Origin of the sequence: Permianibacter fluminis (assembly GCF_013179735.1) — a bacterium.
GTDB lineage: Bacteria > Pseudomonadota > Gammaproteobacteria > Enterobacterales > Permianibacteraceae > Permianibacter > Permianibacter fluminis.
Genome location: NZ_JABMEG010000001.1, coordinates 3,414,484 through 3,437,564, shown reverse-complemented (window position 1 = coordinate 3,437,564; position 23,081 = coordinate 3,414,484). Strand labels below are relative to the sequence as shown.

Annotated in this window: 21 protein-coding genes; 14 read left to right on the top strand and 7 right to left on the bottom strand. The window is 60.1% G+C overall.

Translation table 11 applies throughout. The annotated features are described in order from the left end of the window. Nucleotides 1–32 precede the first annotated feature (32 nt). The 4 genes from HPT27_RS15075 to arsC all read right to left on the bottom strand — a co-directional run bounded on the left by HPT27_RS15075 (nt 33) and on the right by arsC (nt 3,036). A complete protein-coding gene (locus tag HPT27_RS15075) occupies nt 33–1,556 on the bottom strand; it encodes a methyl-accepting chemotaxis protein (RefSeq protein WP_172244885.1) in 1,524 nt (507 codons plus the stop codon). A 78-nt stretch (nt 1,557–1,634) separates the two neighbouring features. Beyond that, a complete protein-coding gene (locus HPT27_RS15070; RefSeq protein ID WP_172244883.1) occupies nt 1,635–2,018 on the bottom strand; it encodes a DUF2069 domain-containing protein in 384 nt (127 codons plus the stop codon). Beyond that, on the bottom strand, nt 2,015–2,611 hold the full coding sequence (gene wrbA, locus HPT27_RS15065) for an NAD(P)H:quinone oxidoreductase (protein ID WP_172244881.1): 597 nt from the start codon (nt 2,609–2,611) through the stop codon (nt 2,015–2,017). Before wrbA ends, HPT27_RS15070 begins: the two co-directional genes overlap by 4 nt. A 77-nt stretch (nt 2,612–2,688) precedes the next feature. Beyond that, the gene (gene arsC, locus HPT27_RS15060) at nt 2,689–3,036 is read right to left on the bottom strand and encodes an arsenate reductase (glutaredoxin) (RefSeq protein ID WP_172244879.1); all 348 of its coding nucleotides are present in this window, start codon (nt 3,034–3,036) and stop codon (nt 2,689–2,691) included. Between the two features lie 93 nt (nt 3,037–3,129). On the opposite strand from arsC, the gene HPT27_RS15055 reads away from it, so the two are divergent. Then, nucleotides 3,130–4,320: a YihY family inner membrane protein gene (locus HPT27_RS15055; protein WP_172244877.1), complete on the top strand. Its 1,191-nt coding sequence runs from the start codon at nt 3,130–3,132 to the stop codon at nt 4,318–4,320. Nucleotides 4,321–4,397: 77 nt separating this feature from the next. Here the strand turns inward: HPT27_RS15055 and HPT27_RS15050 are convergent, their stop codons facing one another. Further along, the gene (locus HPT27_RS15050; RefSeq protein WP_172244875.1) at nt 4,398–6,101 is read right to left on the bottom strand and encodes a hypothetical protein; all 1,704 of its coding nucleotides are present in this window, start codon (nt 6,099–6,101) and stop codon (nt 4,398–4,400) included. A gap of 181 nt (nt 6,102–6,282) precedes the next feature. Between HPT27_RS15050 and HPT27_RS15045 the strand changes: the two genes are divergently transcribed. From HPT27_RS15045 to HPT27_RS14990, 12 genes are all read left to right on the top strand, one after another. Continuing rightward, the gene (locus HPT27_RS15045) at nt 6,283–6,744 is read left to right on the top strand and encodes a TlpA family protein disulfide reductase (RefSeq protein WP_172244873.1); all 462 of its coding nucleotides are present in this window, start codon (nt 6,283–6,285) and stop codon (nt 6,742–6,744) included. A gap of 189 nt (nt 6,745–6,933) precedes the next feature. After that, entirely contained in the window at nt 6,934–7,458 is a 525-nt protein-coding gene (locus HPT27_RS15040) for an AraC family transcriptional regulator (protein WP_211197981.1), read from the top strand. Beyond that, nucleotides 7,452–9,392 carry a tetratricopeptide repeat protein gene (locus HPT27_RS15035; protein ID WP_172244871.1) on the top strand — a complete coding sequence of 647 codons (1,941 nt, stop codon included), beginning with the start codon at nt 7,452–7,454 and terminating at the stop codon, nt 9,390–9,392. The genes HPT27_RS15040 and HPT27_RS15035 overlap by 7 nt, the downstream gene beginning before the upstream one ends. A gap of 23 nt (nt 9,393–9,415) precedes the next feature. Next, nucleotides 9,416–12,310, top strand: coding sequence for a tetratricopeptide repeat protein (locus HPT27_RS15030; RefSeq protein ID WP_172244869.1), 2,895 nt, complete (start codon nt 9,416–9,418; stop codon nt 12,308–12,310). Then, nucleotides 12,291–12,995: a tetratricopeptide repeat protein gene (locus HPT27_RS15025; RefSeq protein ID WP_172244867.1), complete on the top strand. Its 705-nt coding sequence runs from the start codon at nt 12,291–12,293 to the stop codon at nt 12,993–12,995. Before HPT27_RS15030 ends, HPT27_RS15025 begins: the two co-directional genes overlap by 20 nt. Beyond that, a complete protein-coding gene (locus HPT27_RS15020; protein ID WP_172244865.1) occupies nt 12,992–13,366 on the top strand; it encodes a hypothetical protein in 375 nt (124 codons plus the stop codon). The genes HPT27_RS15025 and HPT27_RS15020 overlap by 4 nt, the downstream gene beginning before the upstream one ends. A gap of 47 nt (nt 13,367–13,413) precedes the next feature. Continuing rightward, a complete protein-coding gene (locus HPT27_RS15015; protein ID WP_172244863.1) occupies nt 13,414–14,091 on the top strand; it encodes a MotA/TolQ/ExbB proton channel family protein in 678 nt (225 codons plus the stop codon). A gap of 101 nt (nt 14,092–14,192) precedes the next feature. After that, nucleotides 14,193–14,720, top strand: coding sequence for an ExbD/TolR family protein (locus tag HPT27_RS15010; protein ID WP_172244861.1), 528 nt, complete (start codon nt 14,193–14,195; stop codon nt 14,718–14,720). Further along, nucleotides 14,717–15,202: an ExbD/TolR family protein gene (locus HPT27_RS15005; RefSeq protein ID WP_172244859.1), complete on the top strand. Its 486-nt coding sequence runs from the start codon at nt 14,717–14,719 to the stop codon at nt 15,200–15,202. Before HPT27_RS15010 ends, HPT27_RS15005 begins: the two co-directional genes overlap by 4 nt. Nucleotides 15,203–15,206: 4 nt before the next feature. Then, complete coding sequence (locus tag HPT27_RS19520; protein WP_172244857.1) at nt 15,207–16,226, top strand: AgmX/PglI C-terminal domain-containing protein; 1,020 nt, start codon at nt 15,207–15,209, stop codon at nt 16,224–16,226. Then, nucleotides 16,223–17,245, top strand: a complete 1,023-nt coding sequence (locus HPT27_RS14995; RefSeq protein ID WP_172244855.1) for an FAD:protein FMN transferase — start codon at nt 16,223–16,225, stop codon at nt 17,243–17,245. The genes HPT27_RS19520 and HPT27_RS14995 overlap by 4 nt, the downstream gene beginning before the upstream one ends. Nucleotides 17,246–17,320: 75 nt before the next feature. Next, nucleotides 17,321–19,450: a PAS domain-containing protein gene (locus HPT27_RS14990; protein WP_172244854.1), complete on the top strand. Its 2,130-nt coding sequence runs from the start codon at nt 17,321–17,323 to the stop codon at nt 19,448–19,450. Here the strand turns inward: HPT27_RS14990 and HPT27_RS14985 are convergent. Then, on the bottom strand, nt 19,412–20,869 hold the full coding sequence (locus tag HPT27_RS14985) for a beta-barrel assembly-enhancing protease (RefSeq protein WP_172244853.1): 1,458 nt from the start codon (nt 20,867–20,869) through the stop codon (nt 19,412–19,414). The genes HPT27_RS14990 and HPT27_RS14985 overlap by 39 nt on opposite strands. 300 nt (nt 20,870–21,169) lie before the next feature. On the opposite strand from HPT27_RS14985, the gene HPT27_RS14980 reads away from it, so the two are divergent. After that, nucleotides 21,170–21,427, top strand: coding sequence for a sulfurtransferase TusA family protein (locus HPT27_RS14980; protein WP_172244852.1), 258 nt, complete (start codon nt 21,170–21,172; stop codon nt 21,425–21,427). A gap of 167 nt (nt 21,428–21,594) precedes the next feature. Here HPT27_RS14980 and HPT27_RS14975 read toward each other — a convergent pair whose 3' ends face one another. Further along, a complete protein-coding gene (locus tag HPT27_RS14975) occupies nt 21,595–23,007 on the bottom strand; it encodes a PhoH family protein (protein ID WP_172244851.1) in 1,413 nt (470 codons plus the stop codon). Nucleotides 23,008–23,081 lie beyond the last annotated feature (74 nt).

Below are 23,081 nucleotides of genomic sequence, written 5' to 3'. Positions count from 1 at the left end.
CTTCGGCCATTGCGGCAGCGACGATTCAGGCATCAGGTTTTGAACCGGCTGACCAGGCTGGTCAGCCGGGCTACCACGGCCCGCAGTTGCTGCTCGGATTGCGCGGTGATCTCCGAAGCGGCCAGCGTGTGCTCGTAGGCGCTGTGGATGCCGACCACGTTGCGATCAATTTCCTGCATCGTTGCCGTCTGCTGTTCGGTGGCGGTGGCGATTTGGGTGTTCATGTCGGCGATGTGGCTGATGGACTCATTGATGGCGTTGAATGACTGACCGGCTGCGTTGGCGGTTTGCACGCTGGTATCGGCGCGCTCGCGGCCCTGTTGCATCGCTTGCACGGCGGAGCTGGCGCGTTGCTGCAGTTGTTCGATCATGTGCTGGATTTCGCCAGTAGATTCCTGGGTGCGCTTGGCCAACACCCTGACCTCATCGGCGACCACGGCAAAGCCGCGGCCTTGATCGCCGGCGCGCGCCGCTTCGATGGCCGCGTTCAGTGCCAGCAGGTTGGTTTGCTCGGCGATATTGCGGATGACATCCAGAATGGCGCCGATGCTCTGGCTGTGTTTCTGCAGCTCGGAAATGACATCACCGGCGCGGCCGACTTCTTCGGCTAATCGCTGGGTCGATGCATTGGCTTCGCCGACCCGGTGCAAACCGGCATTGGCTTCGTTCTGGGTTTCCGCGACTTTGTGCGAGGCCTGCGCGGCGCTCTGTGCGACGTGCTGGCTGGTTGCAGTCATTTGATTGAGCGCGGCGACCAGGCTGGTCAGTTCCTGCTCTTGTCGATCCAGTGGTTGGCGCAGATCGGTCAGGGCCTGACCGGCCAGCGCCGCGGAATCGTTCAACTGATGGGTCGCGGCGATGACGTCGGCAATGGTGCTGCGGATGCTGCCGACAAAATGGTTCATGGTGCGCGCCAGCTCACCGAGCTCATCATTGGAGTCGAATTCAACGCGTCGGGTCAGATCGCCTTCACCTTCATCGATGTCCTTGACCCGGGTCAGGATGGCATTGAGTGGTTTGGTGACCAGGCTGCCAATCAAATAGCTGATGCCGATCTGCAGCACCACCAACATGACAATGACGCGAATGACAGTATTGATGACGCCGCTGCGCAGTTCGCGCTGGATGCGCGAATCGTCGATATACAGGGTGGCGATGCCGACCGCATTCTTCTGGCCGTTTTCTTCCAGTTCCAGCGGAATGCTTTGGGTCAGGAATTCGCCGGCTGGCGCGTCCTTGATGTCGCTTGCGGCTTCGCCGTCGGCCGCTTGCAAGCCGAGCAGGAGTTGTTTGTTGCCGTCGTGGACCATGACCGCGCGCAGATCAGGATTGGCCAGTTCGGCCACGACGAATTTGCGCGCCGTGTCGACCGCAAAATCCCATAGCGGTTTCGGCAAGCTGGTGGAGAGGCGGGCACTGATCTGCTGGCTTTGGCTGTCGAGCTCGGCTTGCAGCCGGGCGCGCGTGCTCAGGAAGTCGATGACGCCAAATACGACCAGCACGACCGCAACCAAGGCGGTGGCACCGTAATTGATTTTGCGACGGAGAGATGCCATGGCGACAACAGGTTATTCAGCGTAGGCAAAGCCTAGCTGGCGCAGCCGAATTTGCCAGTACGGCAGGGCTTGTTGCGGTTAACGCAGCAGTCGTGCCGTCAGGGTGCTGCTGACAAACAGGCAGACGCTGACCAGCAGTTCCGCCACAGCCCAGAGCGTTTCACCGGTGGCACCGGTCAACGCCACGATGGCGTGGCAGAAATACAGCAGGGTGATAACCGCCATTGCCAACAAGGCGCCGCGCTGACCGCGCAGCAACCACGGTGCCGGCAGCAGCAGTGGCAACAACCCCAAGCTCAAGCTGATCATCGGTTGCGGGGTCGGAATACGTTGGTGCCAGACCAGCAGCAAGGCGATCAGGGTCAGCCAGCAGAGCACCGTCAGGCGATGCCAGCGCTGCGCGGTGCTGCGTGTTTTGGCTGTTGTGGTCGTGGTCGTGGTCGGCTGGGCGGATTCGGTCATCGTGCGTTCTTCAGTTGTTGTGCAATCCGGGCCAGGCGTGCGCCAAGGGCCCGGCACAATTGTTTTTCGTCGTCACTGATCGGTTGCTGGTTGTCGAGCCCGGCCCAGTGCGAAACCCCGTAAGGCGTACCGCCAGTGCGTGTGCGCGACAGGGCTGCTTCGGTGTACGGCAGGCCGAGCATCAGCATGCCGTGATGCAGCAGCGGCAACATCATCGACAGCAGCGTGCTTTCCTGACCGCCGTGCAGCGTGCCGGTGGAGGTGAATACGCAGGCGGGTTTGCCGGCGAGCACGCCGGACAGCCAGAGTTCGCTGGTGCTGTCGAGAAAGCCCTTTAGCGGCGCGGCCATGTTGCCGAACCGGGTCGGGCTGCCGAGCGCGAGGCCGTCGCATTGCCGCAGATCGTCGAGCGTGGCGTAGGGCGCACCGCTGTCGGGCACCGCGGCTTCGGCGGCTGCGGTTGCCGGTGTCAACCGCGGCACGGTGCGCAGCCAGGCTTCGGCGCCATCGACTTCCTCAATGCCACGGGCAATGTGCCGGGCGAGTTCGCCGGTATGGCCATGCACCGAGTAATACAGCACCAGCAGTTTCATGGGTGTGCTCGCATCAATGAGTCACTTCATTGCAGTGGGAGTGTTGGGGGCCGGCGCAAAGTGGGCGCAACTCGCGCTCACAGCAATTGCAGCAGATTTTCTGGCGGCCGACCGAGCACGGCGCGTTGGCCATTGCTGATGATCGGGCGTTGCAGCAGCCGTGGATGCCGGGCAAGCGTCGCGAGAATGTGGTCGTCACTGAGCTGCGGATTGGCCAGATCCAGCGCGTCGTATTCTGGTTCGCCATCGCGCAGCAGGGCACGGGCGGGCAGCTGCAGCTGGCTCAGCAGTTGTCGCAAGGTCGCGGCATCCGGTGGATTTTCCAGATACAGCCGCACGGTCGGCTCGATGCCATTGGCCTGCAACAGGGCCAGGCTTTCGCGCGATTTGCTGCACCGGGGATTGTGATAAATCGTCCAGACCATCTGATAAACTCCGCCACTTCGCCGGCATTCTAGCAGGCTCGGCGAGCGGTCGTTTCAATCGGTTTGCGGTTATCGCGGGAGAGTGGTCGGGACATGGCCGAGCGCATGTATTGGTGGTTGGGTTTTGTCCGCTATGTCTGGCGTCGCTATGTTCATGACCGTTGCCAGGCAGTCGCGGCCAATCTGACCTTGACCGGCTTGCTGGCGCTGGTGCCGCTGCTGACCGTGATGGTCAGCACCTTCAAATTGCTGCCGGGCATGAAAGGCACCCGGCGCACGATGGAAGATTTCCTGTTTGATCATTTCGTGCCGGGTGCCGGCGATACGGTCAAAACCCATGTGCTGGAATTTGTCAGCCGGGCCAGTCAGCTGAAGCTCGCCGGTGCGGTGATCCTGATTTTCACCGCGCTGATGTTGATGGGCACCATCGACCGGGCGGTCAATGCAATTTGGGGCAGCCGACCGTCGCGCCGGTTTGGTCGCAAATGGCTGCTGTACTGGGCCATCCTGACGTTGGGGCCGATGCTCATTGCATTGAGCATCGGTCTCAGCTCGTATTTCTTTTCCTTGCCGTATATCAAAGAAGCCGCTGGCGCTGCGCGCTCGTCGCTGACCTTTGTTGTGCCACTGCTGCTGACCACGTTTGGTTTCGTCGTGCTCTATGCCTGGGTGCCGAATCGCTACGTCAAACCCCGTCATGCCTGGATTGCGGCGATTTTTGCCGCCGTTCTGTTTGAGCTCGCCAAGCGCGGTTTTGGTTTGTTCGTGACTACCATGCCCACCTACAAAGCCGTGTTCGGTGCGCTGGCTGCGCTGCCGATTCTGGTGCTGTGGATGTACCTGTCGTGGTCGATCATGTTGCTCGGTGCCGAGCTGTGTCATGCGCTCGGTGTGTACCGGCCGAGCCTGGGCCGCATCCGGCATCCGTTTGCCGTGGCGCTGCTGTTGCTGGAACAAGTACTGAGTGGCCAGCGCAAAGGCGAGCTCTGTGAACAGGATGAAGCGCTGTTATCGGTTGGCAGTGAAAATGCGCCGGAGGTGCTGGCCGAGTTGGAGCGGCAGGGCTTCATTGGTCGGGTCGGTGCCGACAAGCTGTGTTTCGCCCGCGACCCGGATGCGCTGAATCTGTACAGTCTGCAGCAACATCTGCCATGGCGTTTGCCGAGCCCGCAGCAGGCTGCGCAAGAGCTCGGCAGCGGTCACCCGGTGATCGCGCAGTTGGAACAATTGGAGCAGGCGACCCAGCAAGTGCTGGTGGCACCAGTGCGGCAGATTTTGCGTTAGCAAATGAAATGCAAATAAAAACGGCAGCCATTGGCTGCCGTTTTTATTGATGTTGGACTTTGATTTGCGTCGTACGCTCAGTGATCGCCCGGTAAGGGCACATTGTCGAGCGTGATCCGTTCTTCGTCGTCACCACCGCCACCGCGATTGGCTTCCGGCTCTTCTTCATGCACGTAAACCTGATAGAAGAAGCGCTCGATCAGCGGAGTTGCTTCAACGCGCATCCGCGCCCGCACCGACAGCGACTCGACGCCGATGGTCAGCACCAGCGGCCGGCCGTCCTGATACATGCCGCGCTGGGCAACGACAGTCGGGCTGGACAGGCCATGCATTTCTTCGCCGGAGACCAGCAGAGCCGGTTGCAGGCTGGTTTCGATGCGATTGCCTTTGCGCGCCTTGATCATCACGGCCTGGATATCGCCCTTGATGAATTGCAGGCCGAGCGACGTGCCTTTGCGCTTGTCGCCGCGCAGCCAGCGGACAATGCCGAGCTGCCAGCGCGGGCTGGGCCGGCCGTCGATATATTCGCGCAGCGCGGCCAGCTGGCCGATGCGCAGATTGTCGACCGAATGCTGATGCTGACCGATGCAGATACCGCCGTCGGAGGCGTTGATCGCGTCCCAGCGCAGCGGCGCATTCTTGTCGCCGAGCATGCGGGTCAGCACATCGCGATCGGCATTGCGGGCGTTGGGATCGGTGTTCGGCGACAGCGGGTCCTGCCAGGTCAGCACCTGGTGAATGGCTTGCAGGCCCCAGACTACATCGAGCTGGTTGATGACCGGGTAGCGCGGGGTGTAGCGCTCGACCCGGAAATCCCAGTGCGAGGACATGCGCTGCAACAGGTTCAAGGCTTCCGGCGCCGACAGGCCCGGATAGAAGCCGGGGTTCGGCAACAGCCGTTCCTGCTCGAGTTGCTCGATCATTTGGCTGATTTTCAGGGTCAGCTCGTGGGTGATCAGCAGGCGGATGTTCGGATCTTCGGTGTCTTCCAGCGCGTTGATGCCGTAGCGCGGTTTGCTTTCGCTGGCCAGATCGATGACAAAGCAGCTGCGCTTGGTGAAATCGTCGGGGTTGTCGCTGATGTCGGCCAGCGCGCCCCAGTGCGCCAGGAATTTGTTCATTTCCCAATGCTCGCCGCGATCCATCTGGTAGGGGTTGGCGAGAGCGACCAGGCAGGCCCGGACATAGCCGTCTTCGACGGTGGCGAGGCAGTGCTTGTAATTTTCCGGCAAGGCTTCCAGCTGGTGCAGCTTGGCTTTGGCGGCGTGAGCGTAGAGCGCATTGAGCTCGCGCCAGATGTACACCGGCACCGGCGAATAGGTTTCGTAATGTTCCAGCAAAATCAGGCTGAGATAATGGGTAGCCAGATTGATGGCCTTGGCCAGCGGCTTGTCTTTGCTCCAGAAGCTGCGCTTGCCGATGATGTCCATCACCAGCATCTTGTAGGCGAAGGACATTTCCCGGGTCAGCAGCTGCAGCTCGTCGCTTTCGGCCCGGCCGGCGAACTGCTGGCCGCGTGGCCGCAGCACGATGCGGGGCCGGTAGTAATCGCTGATGAGTTCATAGGTGTGGTCGAACAGCTCGACCAGTTCGGCACGCTTGTCGGCCGACATGTCACTGCGGTTCAGGCTGGCAATGGCCTGGGCCACTTGCGGCACGGTCCGCTTCATGTCGCCGTAGGGCAGCGCCTCGAGCCAGCGTTTCAGGGCATCCGGGCGGGTTTCGACCAACAGGTGTTGGCCCTGCTGCTGGGTAGGGTAGGTGAGGCGCAAGGCTTCCATTTGTAAGCTCGGGTACTCCGTTGACGTCATCCTTGTACGACGCGCCGGTAGCGGGCAGATGCGCTGATTTGTGCGACATTCGCACAATTGGCTATCGTGACCCGAACGGCTGCGCTACTTTACGGATTGGCCTTGCGATTTACAATGCGCGCTCAATCCGCCTGATGCAGACAAGTCTAGTATGTTCAAACGTTTAGCGTGGCCGTTGCTGGTGCTTGTTGCGTTGCTGGGTTGTTCGGCCGAGCCGGATTTTGAGTTGCTCGATGGCAGCCAGCATCGGCTGGCCGACTATCGCGGCCGCTGGCTGATCGTGAATTACTGGGCTGAATGGTGCGAGCCCTGCCGGCGTGAGTTGCCGGAGCTGGCCCGGTTTGCCCGGGAACATGCGGCTGCGGTGACCGTGCTCGGGGTAAATTTTGACGGCCCCCCCAATGACGAACTGCGCGCACTGGTCAGCCGCTTGGCGGTGCCGATTCCGGTGTTGGCGAGTGCGCCGGTACCGCAATTGCCGTTTACGCGGCCATCAGGTTTGCCAGCGACCTGGCTGGTGGATCCGGACGGCAAGGTTCACGGACCACTGCTCGGACCGCAGACCGAGGCCAGTTTGCTGGGCGCGTTGCGGGCCGTCGATCCGGCATTCTGAGCGCGGAGATCGGTTCGGCAACTGGCCGTTGGTTGCGTTCTGAACAACCTGATGTTTCGGCGCTAAGATGGTGTTGCGCCAGAGAAAATTTGTGCGCCAAGTCCGGCCGACAAGGTCCGCGCGAGGTGATAATCTGCGGTCAGCATGGCGCCCGCATCGTGAAGCATGCGCGGGCCAAGGAGAAGCGGCGTGTACAAGTGGTTTGCCTGTTTGGCTGGCGTGTTGCTGGCTTGTGTAGTCTCGGTCGGCACGGCTCAGGCCCAGGATGCCGCCGCCACCGCAACCGATGAGTTGGAAGCGCTCAAGAAAGAAGTGCTCGAACTGAATCGCGACTTGTTCATTCTGGAAGAAGATCTGCTGTTCCCGGCCTCAACCCAGGTCGCGGTCTTTGTCTCGCTGGATGTCGGCAAATATTTTCGGCCTGATGCCGTCAAGCTCAGCATCGATGGCGATGAACTGAGCCACTACCTTTATACCGAACGTGATCTCGATGCCCTGCGCCGTGGCGGTACCCATCGTCTCTATGTCGGCAACCTGACCGGGGGCGAACACGAGTTGGTCGCGGTGTTTACCGGCTACGGTCCGGAAAAACGCGAATTCACCCGGGCAACGTCCCTGCGTTTCCTGAAAGAGACCGGCGCCAAATTTGTCGAGCTACGCATCAGCGACGACGCCGCCAAGCAACAAGCCGATTTCACCGTCCGCGAATGGTAAAGCGCCTGACTCTCGCGCTGGCCCGGCCAGCGCTGCTGGCGTTGCTGGCGGGCGTGCCCGCGGCAATTGCCACCGTAACCGCCACCGCAACCACGGCTCATGCAGCGGATGAACCCGCGGCCAGCTCAACGACACCGGCACCGGCCAATTTTGACTGGCGTGCGCCAATGACGGTGCATTCCTTGCCGTTCGGCAACGCACTGTACGAGCACTATCGCAAAGATCCGTTTGCCGCACTGACCGCACTGATGGTTGCCGATGATCGCAAGCAACTCGGCGAGCACGAAGCGGCCGCCAAAGCCATGCTCGGCAGCCTGCAATTGCAGTACGGCATGCTCAATGAATCCGAACTGGTGCTGACCGGGGCGCTGAAAGATGTGCTGCCCGCAGCGGTGCGCGAGCAAGTGCTGGTCAATCTGGCCAAGGTCCGTTACCGCGCCAATGATATCGATGGCAGCCTGCGTCGGCTCGATGCCTTGCCGCCGCTCGCCGATGCGGCCTTGCGTGATGAAGTCGCGCTGATGCGCGCCAACATGTTGTTGTCGCGAGGTGATGGTGCCGGCGCGGCAACGGCGCTCGCCACGGTCACCGCCGATGGCGATGCCTATCGCTATGGTTTGTTCAACTTGGGTGTCGCCCAGCTGCAGCAAAAGCAGAACGATGCCGCCCGCGAAACCTTTGCCAAATTGTTGGCCAAACCGGCCCGCGATCCGATTGCCCGCAGCCTGCGTGACCGCACCTATCTGGCGCTCGGTTACGCGCAACTGCGCCAGCAAATGCCGGCCGAAGCGCGGACGCAATTGATGCAGGTTCGTCTGCAGGGACCGTACTCCAATTCGGCGCTGCTGGGTCTTGGTTGGTCCTACGCCCAAAACGGTTTGTATGCCCAGGCGCTGACGCCATGGCTGGAATTGCTCGATCGCCAACCGGCAGATCTGTCGGTGCAGGAAGCGCGGTTGGCCGTGCCGTTTGCCTACCAGTCGGTGCAGGCTTTGCCGGATGCGCTCGCCGGTTATCAATCGGCACTGAGTGCCTACGAAGCGGAATTGCAGAAGCTCGATACGGCGCTGGCGGCAATCAAGGCCGGCAGCTTGACCGAGTTGCTGCCGGTGCTGACCGATGCTGATGCGGTCGAGCTGTTGCGCTCGCAAGGCCGCGGCGACGAGTTGTATCTTGGCAAGGTTTTGACCAGTCATGATTTCAACGAAGGCCTGCGCCGCTATCGCGATTTGATGCAGCTGCGCGAGGTGCTGGCCAAGTGGAAGCGGTCGCTGCCGATCTATGACGAAATGCTGCGCAATCATCAGCAGCGTTACGCCGAGCGGGCGCCGACGGTGGAGTCGGCTCTGGCCAAACTGGATATGGCCGGTTACGGCGGCCGGCTGTCGGCTGCCAGCGCACAAGTGGAAGCGGCGCAGCAGCTCGATAACTGGCGTTTGCTGGCCAACGAAAAAGAGCGCGCTTCACTGCAACGGCTGGATCGCGCCAAAGCCAAGCTGGACAAGATTACGGCGGTTCGCGGCCCGATGCAGCGGGAAAAAGATCGCCTGCGCTTGCTGGCAGGCACCCAGTTGTTTGACATCGTCCATGACAGTGCCGATCGGCAATGGCAGCAGCGCCGGGCCCAACGCGATGCCGAAACTGCTCTGCGCGAACTCGATGAGCGCCGCGCGCATCTGCTGGCGGCACGTGAAGTTGCCGCCAACCGGTTCAGTCAGTTCGGTGATCGGATCGCCCGCCAGCAAGGCGGTGCCGGCAAGTTGCTGCAACGGGCCGAAGCCCTGATGGCAAAAGAAGCCGAACGGATGAACAGCCAAGCCAGTAATGAATTGCTGCGCTGGCGCAAACAACTGGAAGAATATCGCTTGCAAGCACAACTGGCTCTGGCGCGTCTGCAGGATCGTGCCAGCCTCGGCAACGGGGGCGCACCGTGAGTTCGCTGCCATTGTGGGTATCTATGAAAAAGCTGTCCCTGCCGAACGGGCGCGTGGCGCTGGCGGCAACCGCCTTGCTGACTCTGTTGGTAACAGCCGGTTGCGCCAGTAATCCGGAAGAAGACGAAGGTCCGCAGGAACCGACGTTGGCGTCGCTGCCGCCGCGGGAACGCTTGCCGGCCGCGGCGCCGCTGCCCAAAGTTTCCAGTGACGAAGCCAAGCGCAGTTATCAGCGTCTGCTCGAGCAGCAGGCACAGGGCAAAGTGAAATCGGAAGCCTTGCGCCGTCTGGCCGATCTGACCTTGCGTCAGGCCGAAGCGAAAATTCTTGCCGAAGCCGATGGCGACACCAGCAAATTGACAGCTGGTGAGCGCGATGCCAGCTTCGAAAAATCAATCGCTTTGTACCGGCAGATTCTGCAGGAGTTTCCGGACTATCAGGACAAGGCCGGTGTCTATTACCAATTGGCCAAAGCGCACGACTTGCTGGCGGAGCGTGATGCCTCGCTGGAGGCCTTGGCGCTGCTTGCCAAGGAATATCCGGGCAACGTCCAGGCGGCTGAAGCGCAGTTCCGGCGCGGCGAGGCGGCGTTCATTGCCCGCAATTGGGCTGATGCCGAAGCGGCGTACACCGCCGTGCTGGCCGCTGGTGACAACAATGCGTTTGCTTATCAGGCGCGCTACAAGCGTGGCTGGACTCGGTACAAGCGCAATGATTTTGATCTGGCGCTCGATGATTTCATGCCGCTGGTCGAACGCTTGCGCAAGCTCGATGATCGCGATGTTCAGGTGCGCGATTTGCGCGGCGACACCGAGCGGGTGATTGCGCTGGCGTTCTCGAATCTGGAAGGCCCGGGCAGTGTCCGCGACTGGTTCGCCAAAGCCGGCGAGAAACCGTATGAGCCGGATATCTACCGGGCGCTGGCCAATCTGTATTTGTCGCAGGAGCGGTACAAAGATGCCGCCGATACCTACAACATGTTTATCGTGCAGCGGCCGCTGCACGATGAGGCGCCGAGTTTCTCGACCGCGATTATCGAAACCTATCAAAAAGGCGGTTTCCCGACGCTGGTGTTGCCGGCCAAGGAAGACTTTGCCGAGCGTTATGGTCGCCGCAGCGAGTTTTGGGCTCGGGCGCGTGGTCCGGCCCGCGAGCAATTGCTGCCGCAGTTGAAGAACCATATTCGCGACGTTGCCACGCACTACCATGCGCTGGCACAGCAGAGCAAAGTGCCGGCGGATTACCGCACCACGTCGCGCTGGTATCGCGAATACATCGAAACCTTCCCGAAAGAACCGGAAACGCCGGAACTTCATTTCCTGCTCGCCGAGGCGTTGTACGACGCCAATGCGCCCGCCGAAGCGGGTCCGGAATTCGAGAAGGTGGCGTACGACTACCCGGCTCATGCCAAGAGCGAAGCGGCCGGTTATGCGGCGCTGGTCAGCTACTCGCATTTGCTGCGGGTGGCGGCAGCACAGGATGAAAAAGGCAAGCCGGTCAAAGGTGCGCAACCGGATCCGGTTGCGGTAGCACGCTGGCAAAAAGAAGGCGTACGCGCCGGCCTGCGTTATTCGGAAGCCTTCGCGAGCAACAGCAAGGCGCCGACCGTGCTGGCGCAAGTGATCAACTGGCAATTGGCTGGCAACGATCTAGCCGGTGCCGTGACCAGTGCCCGGCAACTGTTGATCATGGAGCAGGCGAGTGCCGAGCAGCAGCGCGAAGCGCGTACGGTGATTGCCAACGGCGAGTTCGATCTGGGCCGTTATGTTGCCGCCGAGCAGGGCTATACCGATGCGCTGCGGGCACCGGGCTTCGATGCCAAGGCCATCGCGCAATTTCATGAGCGGCGCAGCCAGGCGATCTACAAACAAGGCGAGGCTGCCGTGCAGTCGGCGCAGAAACAAACCGACCCCGCGTTGCAGCAAGCTGACAAGCGCGCCGCGGTCAATCACTTCCTGCGACTGGGTCAAATCGAACCGCAATCGCCGGTTCGCGCTAACGCTGAATATGACGCCGCAGCGCTGTTGCTGGAATTGTCCGACTGGACCGGTGCGATCGCCGTGCTGGAGCAATTCCGTCGCCAGTTTGCCAAGCATGCCTTGGCCGCCGGGGTTGGCGAAAAGCTCGCTTACGCCTACGAGCAATCGCAGAACTGGGGCGCGGCTGCGACCGAATATGCCGGCCTGAGCAAGTCCAGTACGGATCCGACCTTTGCCCGCGACGCGCTGCTGCGTGCTGCCGAGTTTCAGGACAAGGCCGGCGACAAAGCGGCGGCCATGGCAACTTGGCAAGATTATCTGAAGCGCTTCCCGCAACCGTTCACAGAAGCGCAGGAAGCGCGGGCCAAACTGATCGGCTATTACGACGGTAACGGCAACGCCGGTGAAGCTGATCGCTGGCGCCGGGAGTTGGTCAAGGCTCACGAGTCGGACAAATCCAGCAAGACGCCGCGTCAGTTGTATCTGGTCGCGCAGGCGGCGTTTGTGCTGGCTGAGCCAAGCTACGACGCATATCAAAAGCTGGCGCTGAAACTGCCGCTCGACAAAACCTTGAAGGCCAAGCGTCAAGCCATGCAGACCGCGCTGAAAACCTATGAGCAAATCAACGCTTATGCAGTCGCGGAATACACCACCGCAGCGACGCACCGAATTGGCGAAATATACCGGTCACTGGCCAAGGCGCTGATGAGTTCCGAGCGGCCAAAAGGGCTCGATTCGGATGCGCTGGAAGAGTACAACGTACTGCTGGAAGAGCAGGCGCTGCCGTTCGAAGACAAAGCCATCGAGTTTTTCAGTGCCAACCTTGGCTACGTTCGCGACGGCGTTTACAACGAATGGACCGAACGCAGTTTGGCTGCACTGCGTGAATTGCAACCCGCCCGTTATGGTAAGACCGAAGATGTCGAAAGCTCTTATTAAGCTGGTTCCGCTGGCGGTTTGCGGCGCGCTGCTGGCCGGTTGCGCCAGTCAATCGCCGGAGCAGACTCCCGATCAAGGGCTGACCGCGCCACCTGCGCCGGTAGCAGTACAAGCCGTGGTTTCGCCTGCGAATGCCGGTGACGGCAAGGCGCCGGTTGCCTCCGCAGCGCCGGTCGCACCGGCGCCTGTGCTGCCGCCAGCCTTGCAGCAGGAAATGGACGCCGCAGCCCAACTGCTGATGGCCGGCCAGAAAGACAAGGCGCTGGCCAAATACACGGCCGTGCAACAGGCGGCGCCGCAGCATGTGTCAGCGTGGCTCAATGCGGCGCTGATCAAACGCGAACAAAAGAAACTCGATGAAGCATTGGCGCTGATTGAAAGCGCCTTGAAGCAACGGCCGAATGAAGCGCGGGCGTTGACCCTGAAAGGAGTCGTGCTGCGCGAACAAGGCAAAATTGCCGACGCCAAAGCGGCGTATCTCGCGGCAATAAAGGCCGACGAGAGCTATGCGCCGGCGCATCGCAATCTGGCGGTATTGGCGGATCTGTATCTGGACGATCCCGTGTTGGCGCTGCAGCATATGGAACGCTACGCCGCACTGGTTGGCGACGACAAACAGGTCAACAGCTGGGTCAGTGAGTTGCGTCGCCGGGCACAGGCGAAACCGGCCGGAGGTGGCCAATGAAGCACCTGATGCTGAGTCTGGCTGGCGCGATATTTTTACTGGCGAGCCCGGTGTTTGCTGCCGACGCGACGAACAAGCCGGTGGCAGCTGCTGACAAGAAGGCCGCGGACAAGATGTCAGTTGACAAGAACACCGCCAAACCGGCCGATCGTTCTGCGCTGGGCATGAGCGTTACCGGCACTCAGGAAGCCCCTAAAGTGCTGTACATCGTGCCATGGAAGACGTTGGATGCCGTTCCGGCGGAACCCTATGTAAGCGGTTTGATGGACGAAGTGTTTTCACCGGTTGATCCGGTGGTATTTGAGCGTGGCGTGCAACAGTTCGAGCAGCGCCAGCAAGCAGACAGTGCCGCTGCGGCGGCGACCAAGTAATTCCCCATTTCTTTTCGGTATCGATTTGTCGTAACGAGGACAACAACATGAGCGGTTTGATCAAGTTTTTCCAAGACGGCGGTTTCTGGATGTATCCCATCGCTCTGGTGATGACGGTCGGGATTGTGATCGCCATTGAGCGTTTCATTTACCTGTTCCGTGAACGGACCCGTAACCAGTCGGTCTGGGCTGCGCTGCAGCCGGCGCTGAATGCCGGCGATTTCCGCAAGGCCCATGACATCGCCAGCCAATCGTCCGCCGCGCTCGGTCGCATGGTGGCGTATGGTTTGCAGCGGGTTGGTCAGGTTCGCCGTGCTGAAGATCTGGAAATGGCGCTGGAAGAAGGTCTGATGGAAATCATGCCGCGCCTGGAAAAGCGCACGGGCTACATTTCCATGTTCGCCAACATCGCAACGTTGCTGGGCTTGCTCGGTACCATTGTCGGTCTGATTGATGCGTTCGCTGCAATCGCCAACGCCAACCCGGCCGAGAAAGCCAATCTGCTGTCGTCGTCGATTGCGGTCGCGATGAACACCACCGCGTTCGGTCTGGTGGCGGCGATTCCTTTGCTGATGCTGTTCACCTATCTGCAGTCGCAAACCTCGGAAATTGTCGACAGCCTCGAAATGGCCTCGGTGAAATTCGCCAACCTGGTGCGCAAAGCGCAAACCGATCGGGAAGCTGCTGCCGCTGCCCGTGCCCAAGCTGCGGCCCCGCGGGCCTGAACGAGTGCGGACATGTTGCCTCGGCCTAGCCATGAGCAATTGCCAGCCCGGCCTGAGTGCCGACCGTGGCCATTGCGTCCCGAGCCGAAAGGAGCGCTGTAATGTTTAACCGGCGTAAAAGCCGCCAGCCGCAGGGCAGTACCGATCTGGACATGACGTCGTTCATGAACCTGATGGTGGTATTGGTGCCATTTCTGCTGGCGACGGCGGTGTTTTCGCGCATCACCATTCTCGACATGTCATTGCCGGGTGGTGGCGCGGCGCCAACGGATGTTCAGGCACCGCCTCTGGTGCTCGAAATCACGTTGCGCCCTGATCAAATTGAAGTGGGTGACCGCAACAGCGGACTCATGAAAGAGTTGCCTAAAGTGGATGGCAAACACGATTTCGCCGGCCTCAATAGCTATTTGCAAGAGGTCAAGGCGCGTTTCCCGGCGTTGCTGGAAGCGACTCTGCTCGCTGAAGACCAAACGCCTTATGACGATATCGTGCAGACCATGGACGCCGTCCGCATGTATCAGGTTCGGCAGGGCAATGATTGGTTGCAGGCCGAACTGTTTCCCGAAATTGCGATGGGCAATGCCGTGGCTGATCCGCGTCAGCCAACAGCAGGAGGCGTGACACCATGAAAGCCTCTCATCGTTCCAAGCGTATGCAGCGTCACCACAAGCGCTTCAAGCAGGGATCGCTCAGCCTGACCTCGATGATGGATGTGTTCACCATTCTGGTGTTCTTCCTGCTGGTCAATCAGGGGATTGAACAGCAGTTACCGGCCACTGACTCGATCAAATTGCCACAGTCGCTGTCGGAGAAATTGCCGCCGGATGCGTTGGTCGTGATGGTCAGCAAGGATGACATCATCGTCCAGGGCCGCGCCATCATGAAGGCCGGCGCCGCCGAGAAGAGTGAGGATGATTTGCTGCCGGCATTGAAAACCGAATTGATGCTGCAGCAGCAAAACCGGATGGTGGCCGCTGGCGCCGATGAAAAAAATCCCGCGCTGATAATGGGCGACAAGGAAATTCCTTATCGCTTGCTGAAAAAGATCATGTACACCCTGGCTGATGCGCAATACACCGACATCTCGCTGGCCGTGCTGAAGAAGGATTAAGCACATGGCCAATACGATGCGTTTATCGCCGATTTTGCCGTGGGACCGGATCCCGGAAGAAGAACACCGGTTCCGGCGCATTTTGCTGATCATGGTTCTGTTCCTGTTTGTGGTCAGTGTTGTGATCACTATGATCAAGCTGCCGCCAGCACCACGGGTTATCAAGCCAGTCGTGCCAGACCGGTTGGTGAAATTGGTGGTGGAGAAGAAAGAACTGCCACCACCGCCGCCGGTTGAGCTGCCGAAAGTCGAGGAGCCGAAACCGGTTGAGGAAAAACCGGCGGAGGTCGCCAAAGTCGAGCCGCCTCCGACTGAAAAAGCCAAGCCGGTACCGAGCGAAATTGCTGATGGCAAGCCGCCGGGTCCGAGTGTTGCGAAAGAAAAGGCCAAGAAAGCGATTGCCGTGTTTGACGCGCTGGCCGATTTGCGCAGCGAAGCGGCGCCGGCGGCGCGCCCCGGCAAACCGTTGGCACAAGCGACGCTGGCCGCTGGACCTGGTGATGCACCGGGACCGCAACGCGCGTTGATTACCGATCGGGCGAAAGCGGGCAGTGGCGGTATCGTTACCGCGCGTGCCAGTGTCGAGCAGGGCGGTGGCGGCGGTGGCATTGCCGGTAGCGGCACCTCGCGGGTGGTTTCCGGGATTGGTGGCATGGGTGGCGATGGCACCGGTATCGGTTCGAAGCCGGCCAGTGCCGATGGTCCGGATGCCAATGCTGGCAAAGCGGGCGGTGGTCGTCGTTCCGATGAAAACATCCAGCAGGGATTCGACAACGCCAAAGCGTCGATTTTCGCGCTCTATAACCGCGCGCTGCGCAGCAACCCAGATCTGAAAGGCAAGGTAATTTTCAAATTGGAAATCCAGCCAAATGGTCAGGTCACCAGCGCTGAAGTGGTATCGAGCGAGCTCAATGATCCGGAACTCGAACGTAAACTGCTGGCGAAAGTGCGGCAGATTGATTTCGGCGCATTGAACGTAGGGGTGTGGAAAGACACGTATCGGATGGACTTTTTCCCAACATGATCCGTACGGATATTTTGCTGTTGACTCGCAACGCTGCCGTTTCGGCAGCGTTGCTGTTTTCATTGCTGGTGTGCTCGCCCCAAGCCGCCCAGGCGGAATGGTATAGCCACGACTACACCGTGATGGGAACAACCGCGAAAGTCGAGCTCTGGCATGACGATCCGGTCGAGGGCCAGAAATTGTTGCTGCTGGTCGAGCAGGACATGCGCCGCATCGACGAGCTGATGAGTCCGTACAAGGAAACCAGCGAACTGTCGAAGTTGAATCGGGAAGCCGCCAAGCATCCGGTGCCGGTCAGCCAGGAAATGTTTGATCTGCTGAAAACGGCGGTACGGTTTTCCGAGCTGACCGACGGCGCCTTTGATGTGACGTTTTCCAGTGTCGGCTATCTCTATGATTACCGCGCCGGCAAACAGCCGGATGACAAAACCATCGCCGAGCATTTGCCGGGTATCAATTATCGCTATCTGGTGTTCGACGACAAAAAACGCACTGTTCGCTACGCCCACGAAGGGGTGCGCGTGGATTTGGGCGGTATTGGCAAAGGCCACGCCGTCGACAGCGGCATTGCCCTGCTGAAAGCGCACGGCGTGACGCATGCGTTCGTCAATGCTGGCGGCGACAGCTTTGTGCTCGGCGATCACGGTGGCCGGCCGTGGTTCATCGGCATTCGCCATCCACGCGACAAGGAGCGGCAGCTGGCGGCCATTCCGCTGGTGGATTTGGCCATTTCCACGTCGGGCGATTACGAGCGGTTTTTTATTGATGAGCACGGCGTTCGCCAGCATCACATCCTGAATCCGAAGACGGGCAAGTCGGCGACCGAAAGTCAGAGTGTCTCCATCATCGCCAACAACTCGACCACGGCCGATGCGCTGACCAAAATTTTCTTTGTCCGCGGTCCGGCTGATGGCATGGCCCTGATCAATCGGCTGGGTGATGTCTCGGCCATCGTGGTCGACAAGACAGGCCAGGTGCTGTACAGCAACGACCTGGTCGACCCGCGCCAGCCAAACTGATACCTGCGTTTCTCTCCTGTGCTAGGCTCGATAACGGAGCTGTTTTCCGTTCACTGATGTGGCAGTCGAGCCGTCATGCTGATTCTTGAAGACCACGAAATTGAACCCCGGCAGTCGCCACGCCGGCGTCGGGATGCCTGGCTTGGCAGTCTGCGGATCGTGCTTGCCTATCTCTTGTTCGGTTTCCTGTGGATTCTGCTGTCGGACCGTCTGCTGGTGGCACTGGTGCCTGCGGCCGATTTGCCGTTCTGGCAGAGCATCAAGGGCTTGCTGTTCATTGCCATCACCGCGCTGCTGCTGTTTTTACTGGTTCGGCGTCAGCTGGCGACGTTGACGCGAGCGCTGCGCACCAGCCGCGAAAGCGAGCTGCGGTTTCGCAGCATGTTTCAGCGCACGAATGTTGCGTTGATCGAGTTCGATGACAGTGACGTGCAGCGGTTGTTGCAGGAGTGGCAGCAGCGGGGCATTCAGGATCTGGCATCGGCATTCGCCGCGGATCCGACACTGGCGCCGCAGGCGTTGGCACGACTGCGTTTGGTGGCCGCCAATCCGGAAGCAAAGCAATTGCTCGGTTTGCGTGAGCCGCGGGACTTGCAGCTGGTCGCTGGCCGGGTTTTTGCCGACCAAACGGCCAAGAAAGTCCTGGCGGAATTGCTGCAAGCCATGCAAGAGCGCCGGCCACGGTTCAGTGCCGAGCTGGTGCTGAACGACAGCAATGGCGTTAGCCGCAATGTGCATCTGAATGCGGGCTTCCCCGTCCAGGAGCTCGGCCATCTGGCGCTGCTCAGTTTGGTTGATGTCACCGAATTGCGGTTGGCAGAAACGCGCCAGCAATTGCTGCAGAGCCTGAGTCAGGATGTCGCCCACTGTCCCGATGTTGATGCGGCATTGCAGCTGGCGCTGCAGCGCATTTGCGAGGCGACCGGCTGGCAGATGGCGCAGGTGTGGGCGCTGAGTCCAGAAGGCGAAGCATTCGGTTGCACGGATCTCTGGTTCAGTACCGAATCCACGCTGGCGACGTTTCATGAGGCCAGTCGCCGGTTTGCTTTCATGCGCGGCCGCGGTTTACCGGGACGGGTCTGGCAGTCCGGTAAAGCGCTCTGGTTGCGCGATATCACGCTGGAAAGCAATTTCCCGAGAGCCCCCGACGCCGAGCGCGCCGGCCTGCATCTCGGTGTAGCCCTGCCACTGCGCCAGGATGGCGAGATTCATTATGTTCTGGAGTTTTTCAGTCGCGAACGGCGGCGGGAAGATTCGGGTTTGTTGCAGCTGCTGACGGCGGCAATGCTACAACTGGAATGGGTCGTGGCCAGCAAGAACCAATTGCAATTGCTGCGGCGTACCGAGCAGCATTTGCAGCTGACCATGAGCGCCGGCGGCTACGGCTTATGGGAGTGGCAGCTCGCGACCAACCGGGTGCTCTGGAGCGGCAATATCGAACGCATGTTCGGTCTGGCCGAAGGCGGCTTCGATGGCCGTTTTGAATCCTATATGGCGCTGCTGCCGACTGACGATCGGGCCTTGGTTGAGCAGGCCATTGCCAGCGTGCTTGAGCATGGCGCGCAATCCTTTACCGTGCAGCATCGGATACGGCTTGGCGACGGGCAATTGCGTTGGCTGGAAGGGCGCGGCTGGCTGTTTCGCGCGGCCGATGGCAAACCTGAGCGACTCGCCGGTACCGTTATCGATATCACCGAGCAGCAGTTGGATCAACGCGCCTTGCCGGCGCTGGCTGCGGCCATGGCCTTGGCCGAACCGAACGCGCGTATGCTGGCGATTGTGCAGCAATTGGCGACCACGCTCAGTGCCGATGAGGTGCTGCTGCTCGACAATCCGCTGGCGGCGTCAGTGCATATCCGTTGTCACTGGCATCGCGACAGGTTTGTTGCCAGTGAAACGCTGCTGCTCTCGTCATCGTTGCAGCAACAGTTGGCAAGCGCGGCCGCCTGGCACGGCGCCGAGGTTAACAAGCAGCTCGCCGGTGACGCCTTGATCGTGCGGGCAGAATGCCGGGATTTGTTGGCGGTCTGGTTGAATCCGCAGGAGTTGAAGCATGGCGTGCTGCTGGTGCTGTTTCGTCGCCAGCTGCAACAGCCCAAACCGATGCAGGCCTTGCTGCAATTGTGTGCGCCCAGTCTGTTGCAAGTCAGGGCGGTGCTGGCGGCCTCAGCGGCGCCGGCGACGTTCGAGCAGAATGTTCTGTAGATGCTGGATGCGCGCCTGAATCCGCGTGCTGGCATACGGATCATCGGAGCGCGAGCGCCTGGCCAGTTCAAATTGCTGAATGGCACCGGACAGATCACCAACGGCCTGTAAATACAGCCCCTGACTTTCATGCACCTCATCGGTTTTGCCGGCCTGATTCTGCGCTGATGCGAGCAGGCGATAGACATTCGGCTCGGTGTCGGGCAGTGAGACATAGGCGAGCAGTCGTTCACGGGCGCGATCCGCTTTGCCCAGATCCAACAGCACCTGGCTGTAGGCCACGGTCAGGGCATGGTGATTGGGATGCAGGGCCAATGCTTTGCCCAGCAATTGCTCGGCATCGGTAAAATTCTGTCGCGCCCGCAGCACCTGGGCCTGCAACAACAGATAACTGAGATTGCTCGGTTCCTGTTGCATCAACTGACTGGCGATGCGGGTGGCGGTGTCGAGTTCACCACGGCGCAGGCTCAGCAGCGCCCGCGAGTAGCGCACCACCGGATCGGCTTCTGCCAGTTTTTCTGCCTGCACTTGCTCGCGTTCGCGCTGATCCAGATCGGTCTGGGTCAGATCGCGCAGTTTGGCCTGCATCAAGCGAAAGCGCAGCGAATTGCTGACCGGATGCGGATGCATTTCGGCGGCACGCAGACGGGCATCGGCCATCCGCTGTTCGCTGACCGGATGGGTCAGCAAGACCGGCGGCGGCATTTGCATGTAGCGGGTTTGCGCCGCCATTTTTTCAAAGAAGCTGGCCATACCGTTCGGGTCCAGACTGACGTCGGCCAGAATCTGAATGCCGATACGATCGGCTTCCGCTTCGTTTTCACGGGTGTGGTTGATCATCACCTGGGTGGCGCCGGCCTGCGCGGCAGTCATTGCGGCAATGCCGGCTTGCGGATTGTTGGCTGCCATAATCAGGCCACCAATGATGGCGGCCAATGTCGGTAGCGACAATTGCTGCTGACGCTCAACCCGACGGGCGAGATGGCGTTGAATCACGTGCGCGGTTTCGTGCGCCATGACCCCGGCCAGTTCGCTTTCATTGTCGGCCATCAGGATCAGTGCACTGTGCACGCCGATATAGCCGCCGGGCAGGGCAAAGGCGTTCAGTTCCGGATCGGCCAGTACAAAGAAATAGAATTGCCGGTCGGTAGCGTCCGGCGCGCTGGCCACCAGCCGAAAGCCAAGGTCGTTGATGTATTCGACGATTTCCGGGTCGTCAATAATCGGAGCGAATTGCCGGATCTGGCGCATGTAATCGTCGCCGATCAGCTGTTCCTGGGTCAGTGACAGGGTTTTGCTGACGCTGCTGCCGATATCCGGCAGATCGTTGGCTGCCGAGGCAACGGTCGCAACTGTCGTTGTCAGTGCGAGCGCTGCCAGCAGGGCGGCAAATCGGGAGCGGAGTAGTTCTGACAACACGGTGCGCGCCTGTTGGAAAAGGTGAAATGGTTCTGATGACATGCGTGTTTCAGATCTCATGGCTGCTGTGGCTCACGGCCATGCATCGATTCCGGTCAGTGTAACGAGCGAATGTAGCGATTCTGGCTGACTCGGCTACGTGGCACACATTCAATTCAGCAACGCCGGGTTCAGTGGCGCAGGGTTCAGCGGCGCGGTCGTAATCGGCCGGGCAGGGCAAAATTCGCTACAATGGCCAGCAATTCATTGTAGGGAGCAGCGCCAGTTCAGGCAATGTACTTGCTGCTGGCAAACCGGCCGATGTCAGAAGTCAGCAATCCGCAAAAGTTCCCCGTTGCCCGTGTGCTGGACGCGCGTGGTTTGCGCTGCCCGCTGCCCTTGCTGCGGGCCAAGCAAGCGCTGATCGCGCTTTCAGTTGGCGAGGTGCTGGAAGTTCTGGCAACGGATCCGGGCGCCTTGCGCGACATTCCGGCCTGGTGTCGGCTGTCGGGTCAGCAGTTGCTGGCGCAAAGCGAAGAAGCTGAAACGCTAAGGTTTCTGATTCAACGGGCACTCTGACGGCAAGACGGCAACACTGAAAAGGGTGTCAGTGTGCCGCTGTCATGTTGCTCGATAGCCTGTTGTTGTCAGGTAATACTTATTTTCAGGTAAAACTTGTTGTCAGGTAAAACTTGCCATAAACAAACGGCGCCAGAAGGCGCCGTTTGGGTTTCTGCTCAAGCAAATTACAGGATGATGGACGCGTGATCGGCCAGCCGTGAACGTTCACCGCGCTTCAGTGTGATATGGCCGCTGTGCTCCCACTCCTTGAAGCGATCGACAACATAGGTCAGACCTGAGCTGGTTTCGGTCAAATAAGGCGTGTCGATTTGGGCTACGTTGCCCAGACAGACCATCTTGGTACCGGGGCCTGCGCGTGTGACCAAGGTTTTCATTTGCTTCGGGGTCAGGTTCTGCGCTTCGTCGAGAATGACAAACTTGTTCAGGAATGTCCGGCCCCGCATGAAGTTCAGCGACCGCACCTTGACCCAGCGTTTCAGCACATCCTGCGTTGCGGCCTGACCCCAGTCACTTTGCTCATCGGACGGCGCCAGTACTTCCAGATTGTCCATCAGCGCGCCCATCCATGGCGTCATTTTTTCTTCTTCGGTCCCCGGCAGGAAACCGATGTCTTCGCCGACCGGTACGGTCACCCGGGTGACCAGCACTTCCTTGTAGTGGCCGCGCTCAATGGTCTGCTCCAGCGCCGCGGCCAGTGTCAGCAGCGTTTTGCCGGTACCGGCCGAACCTTGCAGTGAAACAAAATCGATATCCGGATCCATCAGCAGGTTCAGGGCAAAACTTTGCTCGCGATTGCGCGCCACCACGCCCCAGACGTTATGGCTTTTGTTGCGGTAATCGGTTGCGGTTTCGATGATGGCAGATTTGTTGTCGACCTTGCGGACGATGGCTTCGAACTCATCGTCTTCTTTGTAGACGCAGGTATTCGGATACCACTGGCTGATCAGCGGGCCGCTGATGCGGTAAAACGTCCGGCCTTTTTCCTGCCAGGAGTCCATGTGCTTGGAGTGCTTGTCCCAGAAATTGTCGGGCAACTTGAACATGCCGGTGTGCAGCTGTTCAATCTCGTCCAGTACGCGGTCGTTGAAATAGTCTTCGGCGTGAATCGCCAGCGTGGTGGCCTTGATCCGCAGATTGATGTCTTTTGACACCAGCGTGACACGCACCGCCTGTTCGGCCTTTGACAAGGCCATCGCGACATTCAGAATCGTGTTGTCTGCTTTCGAGCCGGGCAGGCTGTCCGGCAGCACGTGTTCCAGTTCCTTGGTCTGAAAGTAGAGCCGGCCGCCGCCGTTCTTGCACAACTCGGTACCCATCGGAATCTGCGTCAGCGGCAGACCGCTGGCAATATCGGCCCCTTTGAGCTGGCCCATCAAATCATCAAGAAAACGGCTGACCTGACGAACGTTGCGTGCCGTTTCCGAGGTACCTTTCTTACCCGCATCGAGTTCTTCCAGCACGATCATCGGGATGTAGACGTCGTGTTCCGCGAAACGGAACAGCGCAGTGGGGTCGTGCATCAAGACATTGGTATCGAGCACGAACAGTCGTTTGCCGGTAATTTTTGCTCTTGCCATCAATCAGCTTCCCGATCCGGAGAATGATAAGGCGAACGGCCAACACCGTTGTCGGTCGCACCGCCGGCGCGACC